This is a genomic window from Marinobacter sp. F3R08, from assembly GCF_018860425.1.
In the GTDB taxonomy this organism is placed as follows: domain Bacteria; phylum Pseudomonadota; class Gammaproteobacteria; order Pseudomonadales; family Oleiphilaceae; genus Marinobacter.
The window spans coordinates 347,834-368,074 of record NZ_JAHKPI010000015.1 but is presented as its reverse complement, the minus strand read 5'-3'; the positions used below and the strand labels follow the sequence as shown (position 1 = coordinate 368,074).

Below are 20,241 nucleotides of genomic sequence, written 5' to 3'. Positions count from 1 at the left end.
ACATTGTTAAGGAACCACCATGACTCCCCCTTTACTTGATATCCAGCGCCTGAGTGTCGATTTTGCCACCCGGCGGGGCACTGTTCGGGCGATTGATTCCATCTCCCTGTCTGTTGCCAAAGGCGAGACCCTTGGAATCGTGGGCGAATCCGGATCCGGAAAATCGGTGACCTCTTATGCGGTGATGAACATTCTGGATCGCGCCGGCAAGATCGCAGGCGGAAAAATATCCTACGGCGGCATGTCGATGCACAAGATCTCGGAGCGGGATATGCGGGACATCCGCGGCCGCGAGATCTCGATGATTTTCCAGAATCCCCGCGCCGCGTTGAATCCGATTCGCAAAGTTGGCCAGCAAATCGCCGATGTGCTGGTGCAACACAACCAGGCGACCCGGTCGACGGCTCGGGACAAAGCCATCGAGATGCTCCTCGCAGTGAAAATCAAGGATGCCGAGAAGCGCTTCGAAGCCTATCCGTTCGAACTGTCCGGCGGCATGTGCCAACGCGTTGTAATCGCCATGGCCCTGGCCTGCAAACCGCAATTGCTGATCGCCGACGAACCCACGACCGGGCTGGATGTAACCACTCAGAAAGCCGTCATGGACCTGATTTCTGAACTGACAGCCAGGTTCAATATGTCCACGATTCTGATCACCCATGATCTGGGGCTGGCCGCCGCCTATTGCGACCGACTGGTGGTGATGGAAAAAGGTCACGTGGTTGAACAGAACACGTCGCAGGCCCTGTTCAATGCACCTCAAAAGGCCTATACAAAGCAACTCCTGAATGCCACACCGCACCGCGACTCCTACGTGCGCGACCTGCTGACTCCGGAACAGCAAGCCCAGGCCCTGGCTCTGCCGGCTTCCACCGAACCCGGAGCCGCCCTGCTCTCGGTAAAGTCATTGAAGAAAGAGTTTGGCAAGCCCGGCAGCGGTAATCATCACATCGCAGTGCGAGACCTGTCCTTCGACATTCGCAAAGGCGAAAGCCTCGGATTAGTAGGTGAAAGTGGCTGCGGCAAATCCACAACCTCCTCCATGATTATGCGCCTGCTGGACACCACTGAAGGCTCGATCGAGTTTCTTGGCCAGGACATTGCCGCCATACCGGCCAAGCAGTTTGCCCGTCACGCTCTGCGTGGAAAGTTGCAAATGGTGTTTCAGGATCCGACCGACAGCCTGAACCCGCGCTGGAGTGCCGAGCGCTCCATTGCCGACCCGCTACTGCGCCTCTCACCCGATATGACCGACGCTGATCGACAGGCCCGGATTCTTGAACTGGCCACCCTGGTGGGGCTGCCGGTTGAATTGCTGAACCGTTTCCCGCACCAGCTGTCAGGCGGACAAAAAGCCCGGGTGGGTATTGCCCGGGCCGTCGCCATGGAGCCGGAACTGCTGATTCTGGATGAGCCCACTGCAGCGCTCGACGTCTCCGTGCAGGCTGTCGTCCTGAATTTGCTGGAGGATCTCAAGCACCGGCTTGGAATGAGCTATCTGTTCATCAGCCATGACCTCAACGTGGTCCGGCTGCTGTGCGATCGAATCATTGTCATGCAGCAGGGTGAAATCGTTGAGGAGGGGCATGCCCACGAGATCATGGACGCCCCGAAAACCGACTACACCCGCAGCCTGCTGGCGGCTATTCCACACCCGCCGGCGCCAGATGCTTCAGCGTCTGAAACAACAGCCCTGGTACAGGACGGAGCCTCATGAGCGACACTGCAACCGTGAGCCCGCGCAAAGGCACGGTGGTCGACTCCATCGTTCAGAACCTGGCTGACGACATCGTCAGTGGCCGCCTGGCACCCGGTACGAAACTGGATGCCAAGACGATCGCCGAGCGCTTCGGGGTTTCCAGGACACCAATCCGGGAGACATTCGGGCATCTCACGGCCATGGGACTGGTCACTCACCGCCCCAATCGTGGTGTGGTCGTGGCCACCCAGTCGCCGGAATCTCTGGCCGATTTATACGAAGCCATGGCCGAACTCGAAGCGTCGCTGGCCAGGCTCGCGGCATTGCGGATGAACAGCCGCCAGCGTGAGGCGCTGGAACACCTTCACGGCGAGTCCATACACCTGGTGCGGGATGGTACATCTGACGAATACGATCGGTTCAATCATACCTTCCACACCCTGATTTTTGAGGCTGCCCGCAGCCCTCAGCTGCAGCAGCTGGCCGAAACCACCCGTAGCCGTCTGGCCCCGTTCCGACGAGCGCAGTTCCGACTCAGCAACCGGTTGAGTAAATCCTGGGAGGAACACGACGCCATCGTGCGCGCCATTATCGCGGGTGACGGGGACGGTGTCGCCCGGTTGATGCGCGCCCACGTCCAGACTGTCAGCGCCATGTCGGCCGAGTTCATTGCGGAACATCAGCAACGTCCCGCGGAGGTAAGCATTGGCGCACCGGCAGAACAAGGAATGGATATATGAAAGCGAGTTCCCGCAGCGGCGTCATCTGTACGCCACACGCTTCCGCAACAGATACCGGCCTCGACATTCTTCAGGCCGGAGGCACGGCCATTGATGCCGTGCTGGCCGCCAGCGCGACTCTGGCCGCCTGCTACCCCCACATGACCGGCATCGGCGGCGATGCCTTGCTGATGATCAACGACGGCCACGGCGTCAAGGTGATCATGGGGCTGGGACAAGCCGGACAGGTCCTGCCCGAAGGTGGGCAGATCAAGGAACGGGGGCCGGCCTCGGCAGCAACAACCGCCGGCGCATTACGTGCTTGGCAGCAAGCCAAATCGATCAGCGAGGGGCCCTGGGGGTCGAATCTGACCTGGCCCACATTACTCGCGCCCGCCATCGAGCGCGCACGTCAGGGCACCCCCCTCTCGCAATCCCAGGCCTTCTGGCAACACCAGAGAGAGACGCTGATCTCAGAACTACCGGACCTCCAACGACTCTGCTGCGACGCTCATGGCCAACTTCGTCCTGAAGGAAGCACACTGTATCAACAAGAGCTGGGCAATACCCTCGAACAGCTGGCTCGGGCCGGAATCGAGGATTTTTATCAGGGTGACATTGCTCAGGAACTTGCCCGGGGATTCAGAGAAATGGGCAATGGCCTGACGGCCGATGATCTTGCCAGAACCCGTGCCAGTGTTGGTGATCCGCTGCGGGTCCGATACCGGAACGGCTTCCTCTACAATTTCCCACCACCGACTCAAGGCATCTATACGCTCAGCGCACTCGCAGCACTGAATCAGATGCCACTGTCAAAGGCAGAGAACGGCAGTGCCGACTATTACCACTGTCTGGTCGAGGCCATCAAAAACCAGCTGGCCATTCGCAACCAGGAGCTTGCCGACCCCCGGTACTTCCCCCTTCCGCTGCAGGAACGCTTATCTGAAGCCGCAGCCCGGCAGAACTTTGAACACATTGATCTTGCACGAGCTGCGCCCTGGAAGGAGCAGGGACAGCCGGCAGACACCATCTGGATGGCCGCCTCGGATGGCCAGGGACGCACCGCCTGCCTGATGCAAAGCCTGTTTCACGACTTTGGCTCTGGCTGCATGGTCGGGAATACCGGTGTTCTGTGGTCGAACCGGGCCGCGAGCTTTCGTGCCGATGACCGGCATCCCAATAGCTGGGCGCCAGGAAAGATCCCCGCACACACGCTCAATCCCTCATGCTATCTCGCGGATGACGGCGACCAATGGTATTTTGGCAGCCAGGGCGGAGACGGCCAGCCCCAGACACAAATGGTGCTGGCAACCCAGCTAATCGACTACCATTGCTCAATCGATACTGCGCTCCAGGCTCCCCGATTTCTGCTTGGCCGAAGTTTCTTTGGCAGCAGTGAGAATCTCAAGCTGGAAAAATCAGTGCCCGATTGGGTCAGAGAAGAGCTTTCAGCACGGGGACACCAGGTTGAAACCATTCCGGAATTAAGCCCGTTGACCGGCCAGGCCGGGGCTCTTCTGGTCTCAGCCGACGGGGTCAAAGAGGCGATGCACGACCCACGGGGACAAGGCACCGCCAGAGGGCTGAACTAGTCGGCCGCGACATTCGAAATCATAAAAACCATTTCTTCAGGACTTGTTTATGGACATTATTATCGCCTGTTCCGCCCTCGGCGTTGTTGCCGGTATTCTTGCCGGCATGCTTGGCATTGGCGGCGGAGTGGTTATTGTGCCGGCTCTGATCATCATCCTTGGCATTCAGGATTTCCCCGCAGAGTCTATTGTAATAACAGCCGTTGCAACCTCACTCTGCACCATCATCTTTACCTCCATATCGGCCGCCAGATCGCAAATCAAACGGCAAGCCGTGGACTGGGATATCTTCAAGCGCTGGTCTCTTACCGTCGTGCTGGGCAGCTTTCTGTCCGGTTTTATTGCCGCACGCCTTCCAACCATGGCCCTGGAAATCGGCATCGCCTGCTTCCTGCTGGTGGTTTCGCTCATCATGCTCAGTCGCTGGGTGCCGGATCCGTCCAGGACCATGCCGGGCAAGGCCGGCACCGCCGGATTAGGACTGTTCAGCGGCACGCTGTCTGGTCTTGCAGGAATTGGTGGCGGTAATGTGATGGTGCCGCTGATGGTGTTCTTCAATGTGCCCATGCAGCGTGCGGTAGCCACCTCGAGCACCCTGGGTTTCCCGCTGGCGCTGGTCGGTACCATTGGTTACGCCATCTCAGGCTGGGGTGCCAATATCACAGAATGGTCGTTCGGCTATGTCTACCTGCCTGCCGCGGCGTGTATTGCCGTCTTTACTGTCATCACCGCACCCCTGGGTGTCGCCCTCAGTCATCGCATTCCCGCGGCAACGCTCAAACGTGGCTTTGGCGCGTTCTTGCTGATTATTGCCGGACGAATGCTGTTTAATGCGCTTTAGGCTCAACAAGGAAAGCTGAAAGCATAAAAGGATGGAAGAGATGAGGTCCGCCAACGTTCGCAGCGTGACGGACCTCAAAAACCAGTCTGATTGAATCAGATCAGTTCGATGGCCACTGCAGTGCCTTCACCGCCACCAATGCAGAGCGATGCCACACCACGCTTCAGGCCGCGCTGCTTCAGGGCGTTGATCAGGGTGATCAGGATTCGTGAGCCTGAAGAACCAATGGGATGACCGAGTGCACAGGCGCCGCCGTGAACATTCACTTTCTCGGGCGCCAGTCCCAACTCATTAATGGCTGCCAGCGTCACCACAGCAAAGGCTTCGTTGATTTCAAACAGATCGACGTCGTCTTTGCTCCAACCGGCTTTCACCAGAACCTTCTCGATGGCACCTATGGGCGCCAGGGTGAACTCGGACGGCAATCGAGCGTGGGTTGCGTGGGCCACGATGCGCGCCTGAGGCGTCAGGCCGCGGGCGTCGGCTTCGGCAGCCGATGCCAGTACCAGGGCAGAGGCGCCGTCGCTGATAGAGCTTGAGTTGGCGGCGGTGACCGATCCGTCTTTGGCGAAGGCCGGTTTCAGGTTCGGGATTTTCTCTGGCTTGGCATTGCCCGGCTGCTCGTCGGTGTCAACCTCGGTGTCTCCCCCACGACCGGGCACGGTGACCGGAACAATCTCGTCACGGAACCAGCCGTTCTCTATAGCCGCCAGTGATTTCTGCAGCGAACCGATAGCGAACTCGTCCATAGCCTGGCGACTGATGTCGTACTTGTCGGCGGTGCGCTGGGCGAACACACCCATCAGGCCACCCTCGTAGGCATCTTCCAGACCATCAAGGAACATGCTGTCCATCACCTGACCGTGGCCCATGCGCATGCCGCTACGAGCCTTGGGCAACAGGTACGGCGCCTGACTCATGTTTTCCATGCCGCCGGCAATCATGATGTTGTTGGTGCCCGCCTTGATCTGGTCATGGGCCATAATGACCGCCTGCATACCGGAGCCACACATCTTGTTAACGGTGGTACAACCTGAGCTATCCGGAACACCTGAGGCGCGGGAAGCCTGTCGTGCCGGAGCCTGTCCGAGACCGGCGGGCAATACGCAGCCCATGATCACTTCCTGGACATCCGCCGGCTGCAGGCCGGAGCGCTCAATCGCAGCCTTGATGGAGATGGCGCCAAGATCCGGGGAGCGCACAGAGCTGAGAGAGCCCATCATGCCACCCATCGGGGTACGCGCGGATCCTGCAATAACTACGTCGTTGTTACTCATGATTTTCCTCACTTAATCAGGCTTTACCCAGCACAGAGCGGGCAATAATTTCTTTCATGACTTCCGAGGTGCCGCCATAAATGCGTTGCACCCTCGCGTCGATAAAGGCCCGGGAAATCGGGTATTCGGTGGTGTAACCGTAACCGCCAAACAGCTGCAGGCAGCCATCGGCCACCCGGCACTGCATTTCGGTGGCGCTGTACTTGGCCATGGACGCCGTCGGGGCATCGAGTTCGCCCATGTCGTACTGGTCGATGCACTGGTCCACAAACGCCTTGTTAATCCGGTAGTCGGTTTCCATACGGGCAATTTCAAAACGGGTGTTCTGCAGCTGCGCCAGCTTCTGGCCAAACAGTTCCCGCTCCTGGGCGTAGGCAATAGTGAGATCCAGGGAGCCTCTGGCTGCAGCAACCCCGAGAGCGCCAATCACCAGACGTTCACGGGGCAGTTCGCGCATCAGGTAGATAAATCCCTGGCCTTCCTCACCCAGCAGCGCGGACGCCGGAATGCGCATGTCCGAGAAGAACAGCTCGGAGGTGTCTCCGGAGTGCTGGCCGATTTTGTCCAGATTGCGCCCTTTGCTGAAACCTGGCAGCGAGGTGTCCACCAGAAACAGGCTGATGCCACGGGCACCGGCTTTCGGATCGGTTTTGGCGGCCACAATCACCATATCGGCATGCTGACCGTTGGTAATGAAGGTCTTGGAGCCGTTCAGAATGTACTCATCGCCATCTTTCACGGCACTGGTGCGGATCGCCTGCAAATCACTGCCGGCACCAGGCTCGGTCATGGCAATAGCACCAACGGCCTCCCCCGAAACCAGCCGGGGCAACCACTGCTGCCTCTGCTCGTCGTTACCCATGTGGCTCAGATAAGGCGCAACAATGTCCGAATGGACCATCACGTTGGTAGACAGCGCGCCAAATCCCATTCGGGCAAGCTCTTCGCCCACCACCACTGAGAACTGGAAAGGCGCACCGATACCACCCCACTCTTCGGGCACATCCACACACAGCATCCCGGCATCGCCCAGCGTGTTCCAGAGTTCGCGGGGCACCAGCCCGGACTTTTCCCAGGTCTCGTAGTGCGGCGTCACTTCCTTTTCCAGGACTTTGACGACGGAATCCCGGAACATCGCCAGTTCTTCTTTATCAACAGACATGGTCATGTATGCCTCCTGCAATTAATTGCTTCACTTGGGCGCCATGCGAAGCGCGCAGTCCAGACGAATCACTTCGCCATTGAGAATCGGATTGCGCACCATCTGGTCCACCATCATCCCAAACTCTTCCGGCTTGCCGAGGCGCTTGGGGAAAGGCAGCGTGGCTGCCAGGCTCTCCTGAACTTCCTCGGGCATACCCGCCATCATGGGTGTCATGAACAGGCCCGGTGCAATCGTATTTACACGGATGCCCTCCCGGGCCAGCTCACGGGCTGACTGCAGGGTAAGTGAAACCACGCCACCCTTGGAGGCACTGTACGCGGCCTGACCAATCTGCCCTTCATAGGCCGCCACCGACGCCGTATTGATGATGACACCTCGTTCGCCGTCGGCATTTGGCTCACGCTGGGCCATATCCGCCGCCGCCAGGCGCAGAATGTTAAAGGTGCCGATGAGATTGACCTGAATAACCTTGCTGAAGCTCTCCAGTGGCATCACACCCTCACGCCCCAGAATCTTGGAGGCCGTGGCAATGCCGGCACAGTTGACCGCAATCCCGCACGGGCCATGCACCTCACGCGCCGCATTAATAGCCGCTTCAGCACTGTCCGGGGAACTCACATCGCATTTCAGGAAAATGCCGCCGATGTCTGCGGCCACCTTCTCACCCTGCTCTTGCTGCAAATCAAGCACCGCAACCTTGCAGCCAGACGCAGCCAACGCCCGTGCCGCACCCTCGCCCAGTCCGGAAGCCCCGCCTGTTACAATGGCTGCCACATTATTGAATTCCATCGTTCACCCCTCTTTTCAGGATTCTGTTTGTTAGAAATCGGACCCTAAAACTACTTTACGTTTACGTAAACTTTATCTAACCTAAGTCTAAAAAGGAAATCCCAATGGACATTAAACAGACATACAGCATCAGCGAGCTCGCAAAAGAGTTCGACGTGACAACCCGGAGCATTCGTTTCTATGAAGATCAGGAACTGCTCAAGCCGTCACGGCGCGGGCAGACGCGGATCTTCAGCTCGAAAGATCGTGTACGGCTAAAACTGATCCTCCGGGGCAAGCGCATGGGCTTCTCCCTCGCGGAAACCAAAGAGCTGTTTGACCTGTGGGACGAGACTCTCAGCGGCAATGAGAAACAGTTGCTCAAGATGCTGACCATTCTGAGCAACAAACGGGCGCAACTGGAACAACAGAAAAACGACATCGCCCAGGCAGAAATGGAAATGGATACAGCCGAGGCCCGGTGTCGGGAAGCCCTGGCAGAACTGCAAAAGAAAAAGAAACAGCAAGCGCCTGCGAACGATGAAAACAGGCAGGCCGCTGAAAACTAATAACAGAAATCAAAGGTAGCCAACGATGAAATCACAATACTCAGAGCTCAACTTCGGCCTCGGCGAAACCCTGGATATGCTCCGCGAGCAGATCAACGGCTTTGCTGCGTCTGAAATCGCACCCCGTGCCGAGGAAATCGACCGCAACAACGAGTTCCCCATGGACCTGTGGCGAAAAATGGGCGACATGGGCTTGCTGGGTATCACCGTGAGCGAAGAATACGGCGGCTCCGACATGGGCTACCTGGCGCACGTCATCGCCATGGAAGAAATCAGCCGTGCCTCCGCCTCCGTTGGCCTCTCCTACGGTGCCCACTCCAACCTGTGCGTGAACCAGATTCACCGCAACGGCACCGAAGAACAGAAACAGAAATACCTGCCGAAACTCGTCAGCGGCGAACACATTGGCGCCCTCGCCATGTCCGAGCCCAATGCCGGCTCCGACGTCATCTCCATGAAACTGAGCGCCAAGGATGCCGGTGACCACTACATCCTGAATGGCAACAAGATGTGGATCACCAACGGCCCGGACGCAAACACCTACGTCATCTACGCCAAGACCGATACCCAGGCCGGCTCCAAGGGCGTTACCGCCTTCATCGTAGAACGCGATGCTCCGGGCTTCAGCCGCCATCAGAAACTCGACAAGCTCGGCATGCGCGGCTCCAACACCTGTGAGCTGGTCTTCGTAGACTGCAAAGTACCCAAGGAAAACGTCCTGGGTGGGGTGGGTAACGGCGCCAAAGTCCTCATGAGCGGTCTCGACTACGAGCGGCTGGTTCTTTCGGGCGGCCCACTGGGCATCATGCAGGCAGCCATGGACGTTGTCGTTCCCTACATCCGTGAACGCAAACAGTTCGGCCAGGCCATCGGTGAATTTGAACTGGTCCAGGGCAAGGTCGCCGACATGTACACCTGGATGAACACCGCCAAGTCTTACGTCTACATGGTCGCCATGTCGGCCGACCGCGGTGAAACCACCCGCAAAGACGCCGCAGGCGCCATCCTCTACTCCGCCGAAATGGCCACCAAACTGGCCCTGGACGCCATCCAGCTTCTGGGCGGCAACGGCTACATCAATGAATACCCGACAGGCCGCCTGCTGCGTGACGCCAAACTGTATGAAATCGGTGCCGGAACTTCTGAAATCCGCCGAATGCTCATTGGCCGCGAGTTGTATCTGAACAAGTAAAGCCCAGCTTCAAGCCAGAGGCCGTCCACAGCAGGAAGATCGCAGGACGGCCTGCACCCAAAGTAAGACGAGGGACTGGCGGAGTGTCTTTCCGGGAATGTCTGTGGCCATGGATGGCCACAGTCAAGTGCACAAGGATGTGCTCGTAGCGGTTCCCGGAAAGACAGTCCGCCAGTCCCGCCGCCCCGAACCTCGAGGCCCGATAAAATGACAATACTTCAAAGCAAGATTAACCCCAGGTCCGAAGAGTTCCAGGCCAACCAGGAAGCCATGGCCCAGGCCGTAGCGGACCTGCGTGACAAAGTTTCCACCATCCAGCAAGGCGGCGGCCCTTCCTATCAGGAGCGCCACATTGCCCGGGGCAAACTACTGCCCAGGGAGCGCATTAATCGCCTCCTGGACGACGGTTCCCCGTTTCTGGAAATCGGCCAGTTCGCCGCCTACAACGTCTACGGTGAAGACGTCCCCGCAGCAGGCGTTATCGCCGGCGTGGGTCGGGTTTCCGGCACCGAATGCATGATCATCGCCAACGACGCTACCGTTAAAGGCGGCAGTTACTACCCGTTGACGGTAAAAAAACACCTGCGCGCTCAGGAAATCGCCCTGCAGAATCGTCTGCCCTGCATCTACCTGGTCGACTCTGGCGGCGCCAACCTGCCACGGCAGGACGAAGTCTTCCCGGACCGCGACCACTTTGGCCGCATATTCTATAACCAGGCTCGCATGTCCGCCGACGATATCCCCCAGATCGCCGTTGTCATGGGCCTGTGTACCGCCGGTGGCGCTTACGTGCCTGCCATGGCTGACGAATCCATTATCGTACGCAACCAGGGCACCATCTTCCTGGCCGGCCCGCCGCTGGTAAAAGCCGCCACCGGTGAAGTGGTCAGCGCTGAAGACCTCGGTGGTGCCGACGTACACTGCAAAATCTCCGGTGTAGCCGACCATTACGCCGAGAACGACGCCCACGCCCTTGAAATCGCGCGCCGCAGCGTCTCAAACCTGAATCGTCGCAAGCCAACGGATGTGGAAATCCGCAAGCCCACGGCACCTCTGTACGACGCTGACGAAATTTACGGCATCGTCGGCACCGACCTGCGCAAACAATTTGACGTGCGTGATGTGATTGCCCGCATCGTTGACAGCTCCGAGTTCGACGAATTCAAACGCTACTACGGCCAGACCCTGGTGACCGGCTTTGCCCATATCCACGGCTATCCGGTGGGCATTATTGCCAACAACGGCATCCTGTTCGGTGAGTCTGCGCAGAAAGGCGCCCACTTTGTGGAGCTTTGCTGTCAGCGCAACATCCCGCTGCTGTTCCTGCAGAACATCACCGGTTTCATGGTGGGCCAGAAATACGAATCCGAGGGCATTGCCAAGCACGGCGCCAAGATGGTTATGGCCGTGGCCTGTGCCAACGTACCCAAAATCACCGTGCTGATTGGTGGCAGTTTCGGCGCAGGCAACTACGGCATGTGTGGCCGGGCCTACAGCCCGGACTTCCTGTGGATGTGGCCGAACGCCCGGATCTCCGTAATGGGTGGCGAACAGGCCGCCGGCGTCATGGCCACCGTTCGCCGGGAGGGTATGGAGCGTAAAGGCCAGGAATGGAGCGCCGAAGAAGAGACTGAGTTCAAGAAACCGATCATCGACACCTACGAACACCAGGGCCACCCCTACTATGCCAGTGCCCGCCTGTGGGACGACGGTGTTATCGACCCGGCCCAGACCCGGGAAGTGGTTGCCCTGAGCCTGTCTGCCACCCTTAACCGACCTGCCAAGCCAACACGCTTCGGCGTGTTCCGGATGTGATCGGGGAGACTGATATGACAGACAACGAATCCGCAGTTCTGCTCAGACACCGTTCCGAAGGCATTGCCGAGGTGGTTCTCAACCGCCCGGACAAGCGCAACGCCTTCGACGACGTGATCATCCAGCAGCTGATCAGCACCCTCACCGAGGTGAATGCCAACGACAGCGTGAAGGTCGTCATCCTGCGCTCCGAAGGCAAGCACTTCTCCGCCGGGGCCGACCTTGGCTGGATGCGCCGCATGGCCGAGAACAGCCGCCAGGAAAACCTGGATGATTCCCGGGAACTGGCTCGGCTGATGAACGTGCTCAACCACCTGTCCAAGCCGGTGATCGGCCTGGTTCAGGGCGCTGCTTTCGGCGGTGCAGTGGGCCTTGCCGCCTGCTGTGACATCGTCATTGCCACCGAAACTTCCAGTTTCTGCCTGAGTGAAGTGAAACTCGGCCTGATTCCGGCGGTGATCAGCCCCTACGTGGTAAGGGCCATCGGCGAACGCCAGGCGAGACGATACTTCATCTCAGCTGAGATATTCACAGCAACACAGGCACTGGAATACGGTCTTGTGCACATCGTCTGCGACGATGTCGAGACCATGGAAGCCCGCTGTAACGACATGCTTCAGCAACTGGCCATGAACGGGCCCAACGCCATGAAAGCCGCCAAGGAGCTGATCTTCGCTGTCAGCCACAAGCCCATCAGCGACGATGTGATTGACGATACGGCACACCGCATCGCGGACATCCGGGTGGGTGAAGAAGGGCAGGAAGGGCTCAGCGCCTTCCTGAACAAGCGCAAGGCCAACTGGGTTCCGGAGGAATAACAACAATGTTCAGCAAGATTCTGATCGCCAACCGGGGCGAAATCGCCTGCCGGATCATACAAACCGCCCACCGCATGGGCATCCGCTGCGTCGCTGTCTACTCAGAAGCTGACGCCAATGCCCGGCACGTGGCCATGGCCGACGAAGCCTTCCACATCGGCCCCGCCCCCAGCTCCGAGAGCTACCTTCGGGCCGAGAAAATCATCGAGATTGCCAAACAGAGCGGTGCCCAGGCCATTCACCCGGGTTACGGTTTTCTCTCAGAAAACACCGGTTTTGCCGAAGCCTGCGAAGCCAACGATCTGGTGTTCATCGGACCACCCTCCTCGGCCATTGCGGCCATGGGTTCCAAGTCCGCCGCCAAAGCCATCATGGAAAAAGCCGGCGTGCCCCTGGTGCCCGGTTACCACGGCGACGACCAATCGGCAGAAACCCTGCGTGCCGAAGCCGGGAAATGCGGCTTCCCGCTATTGCTCAAGGCCGTAGCCGGCGGTGGTGGCAAAGGCATGCGGGTGGTCGAACAGATATCCGAATTTGACGATGCCCTGGCGGCCGCGAAACGTGAGGCCCAGAACGCCTTCGGCAACCCGGACATGCTGATTGAGCGCTACCTGACCCAACCACGGCACGTAGAGATCCAGGTCTTCTGCGATCAGGACGGCAAGGGTGTGTACCTGGCCGAGCGCGACTGCTCCGTTCAGCGCCGCCACCAGAAAGTGCTCGAAGAGGCTCCGGCGCCGGGACTGAGCGAGCAGACCCGCAAAGCCATGGGTGAAGCAGCGGTCAAAGCCGCCCAGGCCATCAACTACGTGGGCGCTGGTACTGTTGAGTTCCTGTACGACGTGGACGGCTCCTTCTTCTTCATGGAAATGAACACCCGTCTGCAGGTAGAACACCCCGTCACTGAGATGGTCACTGGCCAGGATCTGGTGGAATGGCAACTGAAAGTGGCCTGGGGTGAGCCCCTGCCACTGGAACAGTCCCAGGTAAAAACCCGGGGCCACGCTCTGGAAGCGCGCATCTACGCTGAAGACCCGGACCAGGACTTCCTGCCGGCCACCGGCCACCTGCGTTACCTGAGCACACCGGATGAAAGCGCCCATGTAAGAGTGGACACCGGCGTCACCGAAGGCGACGACATCAGCATTCATTACGACCCTATGATCGCCAAACTGATCGTGTGGGATGAAACCCGCGACCAGGCCATCAACCGCATGGTTCAGGCACTGGAGCATTACCGCATCGCAGGGGTGAGAACCAACATCCGGTTCCTGCACGCACTGGCTGATGCCCAGCCGTTCCGGGAAGCCGAACTGACCACCGGCTTTATCGAGGATCACCGGGAGCTGCTGTTCCCGAAATCCAGACTGGATGCCCACAAAGCCCTGGTTCTGGCTGCCGGCTTTGTTCTGGAGCAACGCAAGTCACGGGAAGTAGTCAGCACTGACCCCTGGTCTCCGTTCGGTCGCCAGAACAGCTGGCGCATGAATTCTGAATACGCTCAGCCGCTGCAACTGCAGGTGGGTGAGGAGATTCACGACCTCAAGGTGCTGGAGCGGGATGACCGCTACCAGGTGTACGTGGGCGATAGCGTGTATAACCTCACGGCCCGACTGGATGACGACTACCTGCAGGCCGTGATCAACGGGCACCGAATCAGCATCCACGGAAATCTGTATAACGATCAGCTGGTCTTGTTCTACGAGGGCGACACCTTTAACTGCTCCGTGTACAAGGAAAGCTACGGCTTCGAGGAACTGGCCGGAGAAGGCAGCCTGGCCGCACCCATGAACGGCGCCATTGTGGCCGTGCAAGCAAAAGTCGGCGACAAGGTTAACGCCGGACAGAGTCTGGTGATCATGGAAGCCATGAAAATGGAGCACGCCATCAAGGCTCCGGCCAACGGTGTGGTCACAGAAATTTTCTTTGCCGAAGGCGATCAGGTTTCCGAAGGTGCAGAGCTTATTGCCATTGAAGTCAGTGAAGAGGAGGCAGGTTGATGGCCTTTCCAAAACAGGTTCGCCTGGTTGAGATGAGCCCCCGGGACGGGCTCCAGAACGAGCCGGGCGCCGTCATCCCCACCGCCATAAAGACCGGGCTGATCGACCGTCTGGCCGACAGCGGCCTGAGCCACATCGAGGCCGCCAGCTTTGTGTCCCCGAAATGGGTGCCACAGATGGGTGACGCCGCCGAAGTCATGGCTGGCATTAACCGCAAGGCGGGCGTTCGCTACTCTGCCCTCACCCCGAACCTGAGAGGGTTTGAAGGTGCCCTGGCTGCGAAGGTCGACGAGGTTGCGGTGTTCGGCGCGGCGTCCGAATCCTTCAGCAAAAAGAACATCAACTGCACCATTGCCGAAAGCCTGGAACGCTTTGCTCCGGTGGTCGAAGAAGCCCGCAAGCACGGCATTCCCGTGCGCGGCTATGTCTCCACCGTCATGGGCTGTCCCTACGAAGGTGACATCGCCCCCGAGCAGGTAGCTCACGTGGCCAGGGCCCTGTACGACATGGGCTGCCACGAGATCTCCCTGGGCGACACCATCGGCGTCGGCACGCCGATCAAAGCCAAGCGCATGATCGAAGCCGTCGCCGCCCATGTGCCGATGGAACTTTTGGCTGCGCATTTCCACGACACCTACGGCCAGGCATTGGCTAACCTCTACGCGGTGCTTGAAGAAGGTGTCAGTGTGATCGACGCATCCGTCGCCGGCCTCGGTGGCTGCCCCTACGCCAAGGGCGCCTCGGGCAACGTCGCCACCGAAGACGTGCTATACCTGCTGAACGGTCTGGGCATAGAAACCGGGGTTGATCTGAATAAACTTGTCGCGACCGGCGACTGGATCAGCGGCCAGCTGAACCGTCACAACGGATCAAAAGTAGGCCAGGCATTGGGCGGAAACTGCCAATAATTGAATTGGCGGGCGGGACCCGTCCGCCAAAGCACCAAACAAGAAGACTGGAAACCAAGAATGAACAATAAAAATGTAGTGGCCCTGGATCTCCCCATCCCGGAGATCAAAGACATGCCGGAAGACACTCAGAAGTACTTCCGGATCTGCCAGGAAAAACTCGGCATGATCCCGAACGTACTCACCGCCTACAGCCAGAACCTCAAACAACTGGAAGGCTTCACCCGCCTCTACAACGAGCTCATGCTCGGCGAAGGGGAACTCTCCAAACTGGAGCGGGAAATGGTAGCCGTGGTGGTCTCCTCGGAAAACAAATGCTTCTACTGCCTGGTCGCCCACGGTGCCGCCGTGCGTGTACTGAGCGGCGACCCCCAGCTGGGAGAACACATGGTGATGAACTACCGCAGCGCCAGACTCGACCAGCGCCAGCGGGCCATGCTGGATTTTGCATCGCATCTGACCCGTTCACCGGCCACCGTCACCGAAGACGACATCCAGGCCCTGCGGGATGCCGGGCTCAGCGACCGCGGCATCTGGGATCTGAGCAACCTGGTTGGTTTCTACAACATGTCCAATCGCGTGGCGATTGCCAGCGATATGCAACCTAACCCCGAGTATCACAGCCAGAGTCGCTAGCAGGCCAAACAACCCTGCTCGCCCTCGAATACAAAAACAATGGAGGCAGAGAAATGAGCAAGACTCTACCAAGCTATACCAGCGGAACCGCCGAAGTGCCCCTGTTGGGCATGACCATCGGCGATATGCTCGACCGCACCGCAGAAAAATACCCCGACACCGAAGCCCTGGTGTGTCTGCACCAGGACATTCGCTGGACCTACAGGGAATTCGTTGAAAAGGTTGATGAAGCCGCCCGTGCCTTCATGGCCATCGGCGTCAAGCGCGGCGACCGGGTAGGCATCTGGTCCCCCAACCGCTATGAGTGGACTGTTACCCAGTTCGCTACTGCAAAAGTCGGCGCTATCCTCGTCAACATCAACCCGGCCTACGGTGTACACGAACTTCAGTACGCGCTGAACCTGGCCGGCATCACCGTGCTGGTAACGGCGGACAGCTTCAAGGCCTCCAACTACCGCGAGATGATCTACGAGCTCGCCCCCGAGCTGAAGCGCAGCGCCCCGGGCAAGCTCAAAGCCGACCATGTGCCGGACCTGCGTGCCGTTATCAACGTGCACGAAGACAAACACGACGGTATGTGGACCTGGAAAGAGTTCGTCGGCTTCGCCAGCGATGTGTCCGAAGCGGATCTGGAAAAGCGTCAGGGCGAGCTGCAGTTTGATGACCCCATCAACATCCAGTTTACCTCCGGCACCACCGGTAATCCGAAGGGCGCTACCCTCACTCACCACAACATCCTCAACAACGGGTATTTTGTGGCCGAAAGCCAGCTGTTCACCGAAAAGGACCGCCTGGTTATCCCCGTCCCGCTGTACCACTGCTTCGGCATGGTCATGGGCAACCTGGGCTGCATCACCCATGGCTCTACCATGATCTATCCGGATGAAGGCTTCGAACCGAAATCCGTGCTCCAGGCCGTGCATCAGGAAAAGGCCACTGCACTCTACGGCGTGCCTACCATGTTCATCGCCGAACTGGCTGATCCGGACTTCGAAACCTACGACCTATCCACCCTGCGCACCGGCATTATGGCTGGCTCCATCTGTCCCGCGGAGGTAATGAAAAAGGTCAATGGCAAAATGAATATGAAAGAGGTTCAGATTGCCTACGGCATGACCGAAACCAGCCCGGTCTCCACCCAGACCAGCTCCCTCGACCCGTTCGAGAAGCAGGTCACCACCGTGGGTCGCACCCAACCCCATCTGGAAACAAAGATTGTCGATCCGGGCACGGGCAATGTGGTTCCGCGTGGCGAGATCGGCGAACTGTGCACCCGCGGCTATAGCGTCATGCTCAAGTACTGGAACAATGAAGAGAAAACCCGAGAAGCCATCGACAGTGCCGGCTGGATGCACACCGGCGACCTGGCCACCATGGACGAAGACGGCTACGTTCAGATTGTTGGCCGCATCAAGGACATGGTGATCCGCGGCGGGGAGAACATTTACCCGAAAGAGATTGAAGAGTTCCTCTACACCCATCCGGCCATCGAGGAAGTACAGGTAACCGGAATCCCCGATGACAGATACGGTGAAGAACTGATCGCCTGGGTCAAACTGGCACCCGATGCGGCGCCGGTTACGGCAGAGGATCTGCAGGCGTTCTGCAAAGGCAAGATCGCCCACTTCAAGATCCCGAAGAACTACAAGTTCGTGGATGAGTTCCCGATGACCGTCACCGGGAAAATCCAGAAATTCAAGATGCGGGAAATCTCCATTGAGGAGATGGGGCTGAAGCAATAATCAGTCGATGCTGATGAGCACCTCTACGGGGTGCTCATCGCAGTTGTGCCCTGGCCCGCCACGATCTACCACCAGAAACTCTCCCTCTTGATCCAGCACCGAATGCACCGCATGCCAGGTGCCTGCCCGGTAGTTGATACCCTGATGACCATCGGTGATGAATGACCGCACGCTTTGCGGATCGATGACATCTCCGGGGGGAGCCACAACAATCAGAAAACGCTCGCCGTGCATCGGGATAAAAGCCTGGCTCCCCAGTGGATGGCGCTCCATGCAGGCCACGGCCAGGGGTACCCGGATTGGCTGGCTGACAAAGATGCTGATCAGGGCTCGGCCACCCTCACCCAGAATCTCAACATCCGCCAGGTCATGGCAGCGTCGCGTCCTTCCGCCATTGATCGGGAATGAGTTATCAGCGCTCCGGCTGTCGATTACGTCCCCAAAAGGCTCAAAAGCCTCAGGGGTCAGGGGCTGGGCAGTCAGCTTCAGCATATTTATTTTCCTCAGACGGACTCAGCGGCTACCAAAGCCATTAAGTTTCATATGGCGGTTCACGTCTTTGTACAACAGGTAGCGAAAGCGTCCCGGGCCACCGGCGTAACAAGCCTGAGGGCAGAAAGCGCGAAGCCACATGTAATCACCGGCTTCCACCTCTACCCAGTCCTTGTTAAGCAGGTACACGGCCTTGCCCTCCAGAACATACAGGCCATGCTCCATCACATGGGTTTCCGCAAAGGGAATAACGCCGCCCGGCTGGAAGGTCACGATATTCACGTGCATGTCATGGCGCATATCGCTTTGATCCACAAAGCGGGTTGTTGCCCAGCAACCGTTGGTATCCGGCATTTCGATAGGCTCGACATCCGCTTCGTTAGTCACGAATGGCTCTGGCAGATCAACCCCATCGACGACCTCATAGGCCTTACGGATCCAGTGGAAGCGCACCTCTGAAGCGGATGTATTACGCACCTGCCAGTCACTGCCCGGCGGAATGAAGGCGTATCCGCCTGGCGTCATGTCGTAGGTCTTTCCGGCCAGGGTCAGGGTCAGCTCACCCTCCACGACAAACAGCACACCCTCGGCACCCGGATCGATTTCCGGACGTTCACTTCCACCACCTGGCGCCACTTCCATGATGTATTGGGAAAAGGTTTCCGAAAATCCCGACAACGGACGCGACAGAACCCAAAGGCGGGTCTTGTCCCAGAACGGCAGATGGCTCACAACAATGTCCCGCATCACGCCCTTGGGAATCACTGCGTAGGCCTCGGTGAACACGGCGCGGTCGGTCAACAGCTGCGTCTGAGGCGGATGCCCGCCGGTTGGCGCGTAGTAAGGAGAATGCGTTTGCCTGTTGGTCATCAGAGTGCTCCGGAATCAAAAGGATGGTGACTGGCCCAGTGCTGGGCAATATCCACACGCCGTGTCACCCAGACACGATCGCGGGATTCGATATGATCAAGAAAGCGCTGCAATCCCCTGAAACGCCCAGGACGACCAATCAGCCTGCAGTGCAATCCGACAGAGAGCATCTTAGGCGTATCCTTGCCTTCTTCATACAGCACATCAAAGGCATCCCGCAGATACTCGAAGAAGTGGTCTCCGGTGTTGAATCCTTGCGGAGTGGCAAAGCGCATGTCATTGGTATCCAGGGTATAGGGCACAACAAGGTGATTGTGGGGTTCGCCACTGGAGTCATTCTGGCGGACCCAGAACGGCAGGTCGTCACCGTAATAGTCGCTGTCATAGAGGAAGCTGCCCTCATCCAACAGCAACCGGCGTGTGTTCGGGCTGTCGCGACCGGTGTACCAGCCAAGCGGCTTCTCGCCATATAACGTCTGGAAGATCTCGATTGCACGCTGCATGTGTTCGCGCTCAATCTCCTCGGGGATATCCTGGTAGTGGATCCAGCGCCAGCCATGGCAGGCCACTTCATGACCCAGCTCCCTGAACGCCTGCGCCACTTCCGGGTTACGCTGGAGAGCCATCGCCACACCGAACACCGTTAACGGCAGACCACGACGCTCAAACTCTCTCAACAGACGCCACACTCCGGCCCGGGAACCGTATTCGTAGATGGACTCCATGCTCATGTGCCGGTCTGGAAAAGCCTCGGCCCCAACGATCTCGGAAAGGAAACGTTCCGAGTGGCTGTCTCCGTGTAACACACAGTTCTCACCACCCTCTTCATAGTTGAGCACGAACTGAACGGCCACCCGGGCCTGCCCTGGCCAACGGACCTCTGGCAATGCGCGGCCATAGCCAACCAGGTCGCGGGGATACTCCGGCGTCATACTCATAGCATCGCGTCCTCAATAGAATCCGGGGGAGCGGATTACGCAGGTAAGTCGATTCAAAGTTAAAATTTATTGTATACGAAAATATATTTTTTTGTACCAATCATGCAAGCGCAATCGCTGCTGCCAGGCCAATACACCGCCTAAGTTTGAAACCCAACTGCTGCACAGACACCTTTACGCCAGTATTTCTGCGTTGAAAA

At 58.5% G+C, this 20,241-nt stretch carries 18 protein-coding genes; 12 read left to right on the top strand and 6 right to left on the bottom strand.

Annotation, left to right across the window (positions count from 1 at the left end; genetic code table 11):
- Positions 1 to 19 precede the first annotated feature (19 nt).
- Genes KO499_RS10800 through KO499_RS10785 form a run of 4 tightly spaced genes read left to right on the top strand, consistent with a single transcriptional unit; the run spans position 20 to position 4,851 of the window.
- A complete protein-coding gene (locus KO499_RS10800; protein WP_215983747.1) occupies positions 20 to 1,717 on the top strand; it encodes a dipeptide ABC transporter ATP-binding protein in 1,698 nt (565 codons plus the stop codon).
- Positions 1,714 to 2,439: a GntR family transcriptional regulator gene (locus tag KO499_RS10795; protein WP_215983746.1), complete on the top strand. Its 726-nt coding sequence runs from the start codon at positions 1,714 to 1,716 to the stop codon at positions 2,437 to 2,439. The genes KO499_RS10800 and KO499_RS10795 overlap by 4 nt, the downstream gene beginning before the upstream one ends.
- Entirely contained in the window at positions 2,436 to 4,010 is a 1,575-nt protein-coding gene (locus KO499_RS10790; RefSeq protein WP_215983745.1) for a gamma-glutamyltransferase family protein, read from the top strand. Before KO499_RS10795 ends, KO499_RS10790 begins: the two co-directional genes overlap by 4 nt.
- Positions 4,011 to 4,059: 49 nt before the next feature.
- On the top strand, positions 4,060 to 4,851 hold the full coding sequence (locus KO499_RS10785; RefSeq protein ID WP_215983744.1) for a sulfite exporter TauE/SafE family protein: 792 nt from the start codon (positions 4,060 to 4,062) through the stop codon (positions 4,849 to 4,851).
- A 95-nt stretch (positions 4,852 to 4,946) separates the two neighbouring features.
- Here the strand turns inward: KO499_RS10785 and KO499_RS10780 are convergent, their stop codons facing one another.
- From KO499_RS10780 to KO499_RS10770, 3 genes are read right to left on the bottom strand one after another with little or no spacing between them, the layout of a single operon-like run.
- Positions 4,947 to 6,128, bottom strand: a complete 1,182-nt coding sequence (locus KO499_RS10780) for a thiolase family protein (protein WP_215983743.1) — start codon at positions 6,126 to 6,128, stop codon at positions 4,947 to 4,949.
- A gap of 16 nt (positions 6,129 to 6,144) precedes the next feature.
- A complete protein-coding gene (locus KO499_RS10775; RefSeq protein ID WP_215983742.1) occupies positions 6,145 to 7,296 on the bottom strand; it encodes an acyl-CoA dehydrogenase family protein in 1,152 nt (383 codons plus the stop codon).
- A 24-nt stretch (positions 7,297 to 7,320) separates the two neighbouring features.
- On the bottom strand, positions 7,321 to 8,082 hold the full coding sequence (locus tag KO499_RS10770) for a 3-hydroxyacyl-CoA dehydrogenase (RefSeq protein ID WP_215983741.1): 762 nt from the start codon (positions 8,080 to 8,082) through the stop codon (positions 7,321 to 7,323).
- 104 nt (positions 8,083 to 8,186) lie between these two features.
- Here KO499_RS10770 and KO499_RS10765 point away from each other — a divergent pair, with 104 nt between their 5' ends.
- The 8 genes from KO499_RS10765 to KO499_RS10730 all read left to right on the top strand — a co-directional run bounded on the left by KO499_RS10765 (position 8,187) and on the right by KO499_RS10730 (position 17,741).
- The gene (locus tag KO499_RS10765; protein ID WP_215983740.1) at positions 8,187 to 8,630 is read left to right on the top strand and encodes a MerR family transcriptional regulator; all 444 of its coding nucleotides are present in this window, start codon (positions 8,187 to 8,189) and stop codon (positions 8,628 to 8,630) included.
- Positions 8,631 to 8,655: 25 nt separating this feature from the next.
- Entirely contained in the window at positions 8,656 to 9,822 is a 1,167-nt protein-coding gene (locus KO499_RS10760) for an isovaleryl-CoA dehydrogenase (protein WP_215983739.1), read from the top strand.
- Positions 9,823 to 10,029: 207 nt separating this feature from the next.
- Positions 10,030 to 11,637, top strand: coding sequence for a carboxyl transferase domain-containing protein (locus KO499_RS10755; RefSeq protein ID WP_215983738.1), 1,608 nt, complete (start codon positions 10,030 to 10,032; stop codon positions 11,635 to 11,637).
- A 14-nt stretch (positions 11,638 to 11,651) separates the two neighbouring features.
- Positions 11,652 to 12,455, top strand: coding sequence for an enoyl-CoA hydratase-related protein (locus KO499_RS10750; protein ID WP_215983737.1), 804 nt, complete (start codon positions 11,652 to 11,654; stop codon positions 12,453 to 12,455).
- Between the two features lie 5 nt (positions 12,456 to 12,460).
- The gene (locus KO499_RS10745; protein WP_215983736.1) at positions 12,461 to 14,455 is read left to right on the top strand and encodes an acetyl/propionyl/methylcrotonyl-CoA carboxylase subunit alpha; all 1,995 of its coding nucleotides are present in this window, start codon (positions 12,461 to 12,463) and stop codon (positions 14,453 to 14,455) included.
- Positions 14,455 to 15,363 carry a hydroxymethylglutaryl-CoA lyase gene (locus tag KO499_RS10740; RefSeq protein WP_215983735.1) on the top strand — a complete coding sequence of 303 codons (909 nt, stop codon included), beginning with the start codon at positions 14,455 to 14,457 and terminating at the stop codon, positions 15,361 to 15,363. The genes KO499_RS10745 and KO499_RS10740 overlap by 1 nt, the downstream gene beginning before the upstream one ends.
- Positions 15,364 to 15,423: 60 nt before the next feature.
- A complete protein-coding gene (locus KO499_RS10735) occupies positions 15,424 to 15,999 on the top strand; it encodes a peroxidase-related enzyme (protein ID WP_215983734.1) in 576 nt (191 codons plus the stop codon).
- Positions 16,000 to 16,052: 53 nt separating this feature from the next.
- Entirely contained in the window at positions 16,053 to 17,741 is a 1,689-nt protein-coding gene (locus tag KO499_RS10730; RefSeq protein ID WP_215983733.1) for an AMP-binding protein, read from the top strand.
- Here the strand turns inward: KO499_RS10730 and KO499_RS10725 are convergent, their stop codons facing one another.
- The 3 genes from KO499_RS10725 to puuE are packed head-to-tail and all read right to left on the bottom strand — an operon-like array spanning position 17,742 to position 20,035.
- Positions 17,742 to 18,233: an ureidoglycolate lyase gene (locus KO499_RS10725; protein ID WP_215983732.1), complete on the bottom strand. Its 492-nt coding sequence runs from the start codon at positions 18,231 to 18,233 to the stop codon at positions 17,742 to 17,744. It abuts the gene before it with no gap.
- Between the two features lie 21 nt (positions 18,234 to 18,254).
- On the bottom strand, positions 18,255 to 19,103 hold the full coding sequence (locus tag KO499_RS10720) for a bifunctional allantoicase/(S)-ureidoglycine aminohydrolase (protein ID WP_215983731.1): 849 nt from the start codon (positions 19,101 to 19,103) through the stop codon (positions 18,255 to 18,257).
- Complete coding sequence (puuE, locus tag KO499_RS10715; RefSeq protein WP_416240390.1) at positions 19,103 to 20,035, bottom strand: allantoinase PuuE; 933 nt, start codon at positions 20,033 to 20,035, stop codon at positions 19,103 to 19,105. Before puuE ends, KO499_RS10720 begins: the two co-directional genes overlap by 1 nt.
- Positions 20,036 to 20,241 lie beyond the last annotated feature (206 nt).